This is a genomic window from Sinomonas sp. RB5 (genome assembly GCF_054063535.1).
The window spans coordinates 124748-133120 of record NZ_JBSSGJ010000013.1; the positions used below are offsets into that span (position 1 = coordinate 124748).

The window sequence follows — 8373 nt, forward strand, 5'->3', positions numbered from 1 at the left end:
GGAGTCCGCCGCCCGTTTCCCGTGGCCCGCTGGGGGGAATGTCCCCTCATGCGCATCACGGACACCTCCGACCTGTGGTGGAAGACCGGCATCATCTACTGCCTCGACGTGGAGACGTTCTACGACTCCAACGGTGACGGCTGCGGCGACCTGGCAGGACTGGCCGAGCGCGTGGACTACCTCGCCGAGCTGGGTATTACCTGCCTTTGGCTCATGCCGTTCTACCCCACACCCCGCCGCGACGACGGCTACGACGTGACGGACCTGTTCGGCGTCGACCGGCGCCTCGGCCACCACGGTGACCTCGTGGAGTTCATCCGGATGGCCCAGGACCGCGGGCTACGGGTGATCGTCGACCTCGTGGTCAACCACACCTCGGACCAGCATCCCTGGTTCAAGGCCGCCCGATCCTCCAAGGACAGCCCGTACCGCGATTTCTACATCTGGCGCTCCGATCCTCCCCCGGACACCTCGGGCGACGTCGTCTTCCCCGATCAGGAGACGTCGATCTGGACCTTGGACGAGGCGACCGGGGAGTGGTACCTGCACCACTTCTACAAGGAGCAGCCCGACCTGAACGTGGCGAACCCCAAAGTCCGCGACGAGATCGCCAAGGTGATCGGCTTCTGGCTGCATCTGGGCATCAGCGGGTTCCGCGTCGATGCGGTGCCGTACTTCCTCTCGATGGAGGGGGTCAGGAAGGAAGAGCTCCACAAGGTCCACAATCCCCATGACTATCTGCGCGCGCTCCGGAAGTTCATGGGACGCCGCGCCGGTGATTCCATCCTCCTGGGCGAGGTGAACCTCCCGTACCACGAGCAGATGGACTACTTCGGAGGCCCGGACGGCGACGAGCTGACGATGCTGTTCGATTTCGTCGTCATGCAGAAGATGTACCTGTCGTTGGCCCGACAGGATGCTCGCCCCCTGGCGGACGCCCTCCGCGACCGGCCGCCGCTCCCCCCGGACAACCAGTGGGCTACGTTCGTGCGGAACCACGACGAACTGACCTTGGACAAGCTGACGGACGAGGAACGCCAAGAGGTCTTCGCCGCTTTCGGCCCCGAACCGCAGATGCAGGTCTACGGCCGTGGCCTCAAGCGCAGGGTCCCGCCCATGCTCGACGGCGACCCCCGCCGGATCCGTCTGGTCTACTCACTGCTGTTCGCGCTTCCTGGCACACCGGTGCTGTACTACGGCGAGGAGATCGGGATGGGAGAGGACCTCGCGGCCGAGGGCCGGATGGCTGTGCGGACGCCGATGCAGTGGACCGCGGAGCCGAGCGCCGGCTTTTCAACCGCGCCGCCGGCGGATCTAGTGAGCCCGCTGCCCGAAGGAGGCTACGGGCCGCAGCACGTGAACGTCGCCTCCGCGCGGCGGGACCCGGACTCCCTGCTGAACTTCATCATCCTGCTCACCCAGCGCTATCGGGAGTATCCCGAGCTCGGCTGGGGCACGTGCCGGGTCCTGGACCCCCCGCACCACGCTGTCCTGGCCCACCTGAACACCTGGGAGGACGCCTGCATGCTCGCGCTGCACAACCTCTCGCCCGAGGCCGTGACCGTGCCGCTCAACCTCGGGCAACCTCCCGGCCGACCCGACCGACCCGACCGACCCGACGGAGAATCCGGCTGGAGCGGCTTCCTGCTGCTTGACCTGCTGAAGTCCGGCACCTTCCCTCAAGAGGGGCTCCGGGTGTCCGATGACGGCGACGTCGAGATCTCCCTCGGCAGCTACGGCCACGCTTGGTTACGGGTGCAGCCCCCCGGCCAGCGGCGCCTGCTGTGAGCTCCGGCCGGACAGCATCCGAGCGCTCGCTAGAGTGGAGCCCATGAGCGAAGGAATCGTGGTCGGCGGCACGGACGAGATCGAGGAGGGCACCGCGAAGGTCGTGGAGCCCGAGGAGTCCGGCTTCGACGAACCGATCGCGGTCTTCCACACGGAGACCGGCTGCTTCTTCGCCCTCAACGACACGTGCACCCACGAGGACGCCTCCCTCGCCGAGGGCTGGATCGAGGGCGAGACCGTCGAGTGCCCCCTCCATTCCTCGAGCTTCAGCCTGCGCACCGGGAAGGTCCTGTGCCTGCCCGCCACGGAGGACACCCGCACCCACCGGGTGGAGGTCCGCGACGGCCAGGTGGTCCTGTTCCCTGGCACGGGCGCCGATCCCGACGCCTGCGCCCAGTAGGACCGTGGGCACGCCCGAGCGCATCGTCATCGTGGGTGGCGGGGTCGCCGGCTTCAGCGCGGCGCAGGAGCTGCGGTCCCGCGGCTACGCCGGCGCCCTCACCCTGGTCTCCCCCGAGGGCCTGCCCTACGACCGGCCGCCGCTGAGCAAGGGCTACCTCCTCGGCACCGAGGACGCCGCCCGGATCCTGCTCGCGCCCGAGTCCTGGTACGCCGAGCACGGCGTCGAGGTCGTCGCCGCGCGCGCCACGGGGCTGGACCTCTCCGGCGACCGTCCCGTGGCGGTGCTGGAGCGCGGGACGCGACTGGGCGCCGACCGCCTCCTGGTGGCCACCGGCGCCCTCCCGCGGCGCCTGGGCATCCCCGGCGGCGAGCGGGCCCTCGCCCTGCGCTCCCGCGGCGACGCCGACGCGCTCCGCCGCGTCCTCGTCCCCGGGGCCCGCATCGCCGTGGTCGGCGCCGGCCTCATCGGCGCCGAGGTCGCCTCCGCGGCCGCGGCCCTCGGCGCGGACGCCACGCTCATCGACCCTGTCGCGACCCCGCTCGTGCCGGCCGTCGGCGAGGATCTGGCCCTCAGGCTCCACGCGATGCACGGCGAGCGCGGAGTCGCCACGCTCGTCGGGACCCCCGCCGCGATCGAGGACGGGACACACGACGCCGCCCCGCACCTCGTGCGCCTGGCCGGCGGCCGCGCCGTGGCCGCCGACGCCGTGGTGGTCGGCGTGGGCGTCACCCCGGACACCGCGCTCGCCGTGGCGGCAGGACTCGAGGCCGACGACGGGATCGTGGTCGGCCCGGACGGCTCCACGTCCCATCACGCGGTCTTCGCGGCCGGCGACGCGACCCGGGTGCGGCGGCAGGTCGCCGTCGTGCGCGGCGGCCCCCCAGCTGTGCTGCAGCGGCGCGCGGAGCACTGGGAGGCGGCCGTCCGCTCGGGCCAGGCGGCGGCCGCCGGGATGCTCGGCGAGGCCCCGGCCGAGGTCGGTGCGCCGTGGTTCTGGTCGGACCGGCACGGCGTGCACGTCGAAGCCGTGGGGACGATGGACGCCCGGCAGGCCCCCGGGGCCCGCACCGTGCTGCGCGAGGCGGACGGGGTGCCCGTCGCGGCGTTCCTCGTCGCCGCGGACGGGCACCTGCTCGGCGCCGCCGCGATCGACCAGCCGCTCGTGGTGCGGGCGGCCCGGCGGATCATCGACCGCGGTCTCGTCCCCGATCCCGACCGGCTCGCCGACCCCTCGGTGGATCCGCGGCGGCTCGCCCGCTAGGCGGGCACTCTTTCGGGAGCCTCATTCGACCGTGACGGACTTGGCGAGGTTGCGCGGCTTGTCGATGTCGTGGCCGAGGGCCAGGGCCGCGTGGTACGCGAGCATCTGGGTCGGGATCGTGAGCAGGATGGGGTCCAGCTCCGGCTCGTTCTTGGGAACCTGGATGCTCTCGACCCCCGGCAGGTCCAGCTCCACCCCCTCGTGGGTGATGGCGAGGACGGGCCCCCTGCGCGCGAGGACCTGCTCGGCGGCGGCGATGTTGCGCTCGGTCAGCTCGTCGTCCGGGATGATCGCGATGGTGGGCATCGCCTCGTCGATCAGGGCGAGTGGGCCGTGCTTGAGCTCGCTCGTCTGGTACGCCTCGGCGTGCACGTAGCTGATCTCCTTGAGCTTCTGCGCGCCCTCGCGGGCCACGGGGAAGCCGCGCACGCGGCCGATGTAGAACGCGCTGCTGGCCGAGGCGATGCGGCGGGCCGCGGCGGCGACCTGGTCCTCGGCGTCGAGGATCCGCCGGATCTGCTCCGGGATGGCCTTGAGCCCGCGCAGGATGCGCTGGCCGTCGGCGTGGGAGAGATCGTGCAGGCGGCCCAGGTGCAGCGCGAGGAGGGCGAACGCCAGGCCCATGTTCGTCAGCGCCTTGGTGGACGCCACCGCGACCTCGGGGCCGGCGTGGAGGTAGATCCCGCCGTCGACCTCCCGGGCGATCGTGGACCCGACGACGTTGACGAGGCCGATCACCCGGCCGCCCTTGCGCCGGATCTCGTTCACGGCGAAGGCGGTGTCCGCCGTCTCGCCGCTCTGGCTCACGGCGACGTAGAGGGTATCGTGCTCGATGATCGGCTGGCGGTAGCGGAACTCGGAGGCCGGTTCGGCGTCGGCGGGGATCCGGGCGAGCTCCTCGATGAGCTGCGCGCCGAGCTGCCCGACGTAGTAGGCCGAGCCGCAGCCGAGGATCTTGACGCGGCGGAAGCTGCGGAGCTCGCGGGGCTCGAGGCCGAGCCCGTCGAGGCGGGCGGTGGCGAAGCGCTCGTCGAGCCGCCCGCGCAGGCACGTCTCGGCGGCGGCGGGCTGCTCCTGCATCTCCTTGAGCATGTAGTGCTCGTGCCCGGACAGTTCGAGGTCCTCGGCGGCCACGGCGATCTCGACCGGCACGCGGTCCGTCGCGTTCGCGGCACGGTCGAAGGTGCGGAAGCCCGAGGCGGTGACCGTGGCCAGCTCGCCGTCCTCGAGGTGCACCACCCGGTTCGTGTGGCGGACGAGCGCTGCGACGTCGCTGGCGACGAACATCTCCTTCTCCCCCACACCCAGGATGAGCGGGGACCCGCTGCGGGCAACGACGATCCGGTCCGGGTGCCGGGTGTCGACGACGGCGAGGGCGTAGGTCCCGCTGATCCGGCCCAGGGTCTCGAGGACTGCGGCCTCGAGCGTCTCGGCCTCCGAGCGTGCGACGAGGTGGGCGATCACCTCGGTGTCGGTGTCGCTGGCGAGGTCCACGCCGGCGGCCCGCAGGGAGGTGCGGAGGTTGGCGGCGTTGTCGATGATCCCGTTGTGCACCACGCTGATCCGCCCGTCGGCGCTGCTGTGCGGGTGGGCGTTCCGCTCGGCGACGGGCCCGTGCGTGGCCCAGCGGGTGTGGCCGATCCCGACCTTGCCGGAGAGCCGCTTGGGGAGCGCCGACTCGAGGGCGCGGACGCGCCCGACGGTGCGCACCACGGTCGCGCCGCTGGTTCCGAGCACCGCGATCCCCGCCGAGTCGTAGCCCCGGTACTCGAGCCGGGCCAGCCCCTCGATGAGGAAGGGCGCGGCAGCCTCGGTGCCGATGTAGCCGACGATTCCACACATGGTCTTGCTCCCTCGTTCTGACCGCGCACCCGTCAGGGGCGGGCGGATGGTCGATGACCGGCCGGGCATGCTCTGCCGCGGCGTCAGCCGTAGATGATGCGCCGCAGCTGGCGTTCGGTGAGCGGCGGGGCCTTGACGGGCCTGCCGGCCAGCTCCTCGGCGATGATGCGGAATGCCTCGGCGTTGCGCGTGCCGTAGGTCTGGAGCTGCCCGTGCCGCCGGCGGACGTACTCCTCCGCCGACTCGCCGTACCACGCGATGACGTCCTCGATGACGCGCGCCGCTTCCCCTGCGGTCAGGCCGGTGGTTCCGGCGATGCGTCGAACGATTTCCTCATCAGGCACGCCACCGAGTCTGCACCGCCGGCCGGGCCATCGCCAAAGATCTGCCCGAAATCGGGCAGAAAGTTCTCAGTCGGCGGCCGCGAGGGTGACGTCCTGTCCGTCCAGGGACGTGACGAGCAGCCACCGGCCCGTGACGGTGTCCGCCGGGACGCCGGGAGTCCCGAGCACTCGGGCGATCCTGAGCGGTGCCGCGTCCTGCCCCTCCGGCTCGCCCGCGGCCGCCGCCACGGAGCGGACGCGCAGGTCCGATGCGCGGACCGTGGTGCCCTCCGGGCCGTGCACTTCGAGCACGGCCTGGGGCTGTTCCCCGCGGGCGCCGCGGATCAGCGCCGCCCGGCCCACAGGGTCGCCCGCTGCGTCGTAGACCCAGCGGGTGCCGAGCACGGAGTGCTCCATCGTGCCGATCAGGGCGTCCTCCGCGCCGTCGAGCGGCGCCCCGCGGTACGTGAGGACCAGGTGGAGGACGGCCTCCCCGCTGCGCACGAGGAAGCCCTCGATGCCGACCTCGCCCTGCGGGTCATCGAAGCGGTAGGTGCCCACGCGCTCGAGGCGGCCGACCGCCGGCGGGCCGGGGCTCCACGGCTGCAGCTCGAGCCAGGAGGCGATGAGGTCGAGCTTGCCGGGCACGAGGGTCGCGTGATGGATGATCGCCACGCCGCCATCCTAGGCCGCGGAGCCGTCGCCGCCCCCGGCGCGACGCGGCAAACGCACGACGGCGCGTGGCCGGCCTCCGTACGGAAGCCGGCCACGCGCCGTCGTGCGCCGGGAAGGCCGGGCGCTACGCCTCGGCGCCGAGCGCCTCGATCGCGGCCTTGGCGGTCGGGTCGGCACCGGCGAGGAACTCGTCGATGCGCTCGGGTTCTCCCGGCTCGCCTATGGCGGAGGCGGCGCGGCCGAGGGCGTGCAGCGAGCGGAGGAAGCCCCGGTTGGGCTCGTGCTCCCAGGGCACCGGCCCGGCGCCGCGCCACCCGCTCTTGCGGAGGGCGTCAAGGCCGCGGTGGTACCCCACGCGGGCGTAGGCGTAGGACTCGACGGTGCGGCCCTTCGCCCACGCCTCATCGGCGAGGATGGCCCACAGGAGCGAGGAGGCCGGGTAGTCGGCCACGAGCTCCTCGGCGGACTCCCCGAGGGCGAGGCCGCGGTAAACCTCCGTCTCGGCCGGCAGCCGGGTGGGCTCCGGGCCGAGGAGGTTGGTGCGGTGCTCCCCCGCCATTACTTGATGGACTTGCCGGCGGAGCCGAGCTGCTGCGCGGCCTCGACCACGCGGGCGGCCATGCCGGCCTCCGCGGCGGCACCCCACACGCGCGGGTCGTAGGTCTTCTTGTTGCCGACCTCGCCGTCGACCTTGAGCACGCCGTCGTAGTTCGCGAACATGTGGCCGGCCACCGGGCGGGTGAACGCGTACTGCGTGTCCGTGTCGATGTTCATCTTGATCACGCCGTAGGAGACGGCGTCCGCGATCTCCTGCTCGCTCGAGCCGGAGCCGCCGTGGAAGACGAGGTCGAACGGGTTGTCCTTGCCGATCTTGGCGCCGACCTGGGCCTGGATGTCCTTGAGGATCTCCGGGCGGAGCTTGACGTTGCCGGGCTTGTAGACGCCGTGGACGTTGCCGAAGGTCAGGGCGGTGATGTAGCGGCCGTTCTCGCCGGCGCCGAGGGCCTCGACCGTCGCGAGGCCGTCCGCCACGGTGCTGTAGAGCTTCTCGTTGATGGCGTTCTCGACGCCGTCCTCCTCGCCGCCCACAGCGCCGATCTCGACCTCGAGGATCATCTTGGCGGCGGCGGTGCGGGGCAGGAGCTCCTTGGCGATGCGCAGGTTCTCCTCGAGGGTCTCGGCGGAGCCGTCCCACATGTGCGAGTTGAACAGCGGGTCGCGGCCGGCCTTGACCTCGGCCTCGGACGCGGCGAGCAGCGGCAGGACGAAGCCGTCCAGCTTGTCCTTGGGGCAGTGGTCCGTGTGGAGCGCAATGTTGACGTCGTAGCTCTTGGCGACCTCGCGGGCGAACGCGGCGAACCCGAGGGAGCCGATCACCATGTCCTTGACCGAGGCGCCGGACCAGTAGGCCGCACCGCCCGTGGAGACCTGGATGATGCCGTCGGAGCCGGCCTCGGCGAAGCCGCGGATGGCGGCGTTGAGGGTCTGCGACGAGGTGACGTTCACCGCAGGGAATGCGTAGCCGCCGGCCTTGGCGGAGTCGATCATCTCTGCGTACTTCTCAGGGGTGGCGATAGGCATTGAGTGCTCCTCGACGGTGGGTCCACGCGAACCGCGTGTTATGGGCCACTGCCCATCCTAGCGACGGGCCCCCGGGGTGGTCCCTCTCGGTCGCGGCAGATGACGACGGCGTGTGGCTGGCTCACAGGGAGAGCCGCAGATCAGGCATTGTCATCGAACAAGTGATCGAACATGTATATGATTTAATCTTGCGATTGGCGATAGAATCAGAATATATTTACGATTCGGCGCTGGGGGGGTGAGACCGTGGTGGGTGCGGTGGTGGAGCTCGGGTTCGCGTCGCGGTTCCCCGATGTCCTCGCGGGTGGTCTCGAGGTCTCCGCCGAGGCCCTGGCCGGCCCAGGAGGGACTGCGCGGGCGCTGCAGGCCCTGGCCGACTTCGACGCCTACAGCGCCGCCCTCCGAGCCGTCCTGGTCGACCGGCTCGCCGCCGAGATCGCCGAGGAGCCCCTCGAGGGCCGCCACGGCCAGCCCACCCGCCTCAGCGGGAACATCGCCCA

General features: G+C 71.6%; 9 protein-coding genes. 4 read left to right on the forward strand and 5 right to left on the reverse strand.

All coding sequences use genetic code 11. The features are described 5' to 3' along the window. The first annotated feature begins 48 nt into the window (after positions 1-48). Genes ACVWWH_RS15090 through ACVWWH_RS15100 form a run of 3 tightly spaced genes read left to right on the forward strand, consistent with a single transcriptional unit; the run spans position 49 to position 3452 of the window. Positions 49-1788, forward strand: coding sequence for an alpha-amylase family protein (locus ACVWWH_RS15090; RefSeq protein ID WP_457317114.1), 1740 nt, complete (start codon positions 49-51; stop codon positions 1786-1788). Positions 1789-1831: 43 nt separating this feature from the next. After that, positions 1832-2188 carry a non-heme iron oxygenase ferredoxin subunit gene (locus tag ACVWWH_RS15095; RefSeq protein ID WP_141305495.1) on the forward strand — a complete coding sequence of 119 codons (357 nt, stop codon included), beginning with the start codon at positions 1832-1834 and terminating at the stop codon, positions 2186-2188. 4 nt (positions 2189-2192) lie between these two features. Further along, a complete protein-coding gene (locus ACVWWH_RS15100; RefSeq protein ID WP_457317115.1) occupies positions 2193-3452 on the forward strand; it encodes an NAD(P)/FAD-dependent oxidoreductase in 1260 nt (419 codons plus the stop codon). 21 nt (positions 3453-3473) lie between these two features. Here the strand turns inward: ACVWWH_RS15100 and glmS are convergent, their stop codons facing one another. The 5 genes from glmS to fbaA all read right to left on the reverse strand — a co-directional run bounded on the left by glmS (position 3474) and on the right by fbaA (position 7873). Further along, positions 3474-5294, reverse strand: coding sequence for a glutamine--fructose-6-phosphate transaminase (isomerizing) (glmS, locus tag ACVWWH_RS15105; RefSeq protein WP_457317116.1), 1821 nt, complete (start codon positions 5292-5294; stop codon positions 3474-3476). Positions 5295-5377: 83 nt separating this feature from the next. Further along, a complete protein-coding gene (locus ACVWWH_RS15110; protein ID WP_066494801.1) occupies positions 5378-5638 on the reverse strand; it encodes a hypothetical protein in 261 nt (86 codons plus the stop codon). Positions 5639-5704: 66 nt separating this feature from the next. Beyond that, positions 5705-6292 carry a CG0192-related protein gene (locus ACVWWH_RS15115; protein WP_457317117.1) on the reverse strand — a complete coding sequence of 196 codons (588 nt, stop codon included), beginning with the start codon at positions 6290-6292 and terminating at the stop codon, positions 5705-5707. Between the two features lie 124 nt (positions 6293-6416). Next, on the reverse strand, positions 6417-6851 hold the full coding sequence (locus ACVWWH_RS15120) for a DUF3151 domain-containing protein (protein ID WP_066494796.1): 435 nt from the start codon (positions 6849-6851) through the stop codon (positions 6417-6419). Continuing rightward, entirely contained in the window at positions 6851-7873 is a 1023-nt protein-coding gene (fbaA, locus tag ACVWWH_RS15125; RefSeq protein ID WP_066494793.1) for a class II fructose-bisphosphate aldolase, read from the reverse strand. The genes ACVWWH_RS15120 and fbaA overlap by 1 nt, the downstream gene beginning before the upstream one ends. A 249-nt stretch (positions 7874-8122) precedes the next feature. Here fbaA and ACVWWH_RS15130 point away from each other — a divergent pair. Further along, a partial coding sequence (locus ACVWWH_RS15130; RefSeq protein WP_457317118.1) for a hypothetical protein occupies positions 8123-8373 on the forward strand: 251 nt, incomplete at its 3' end.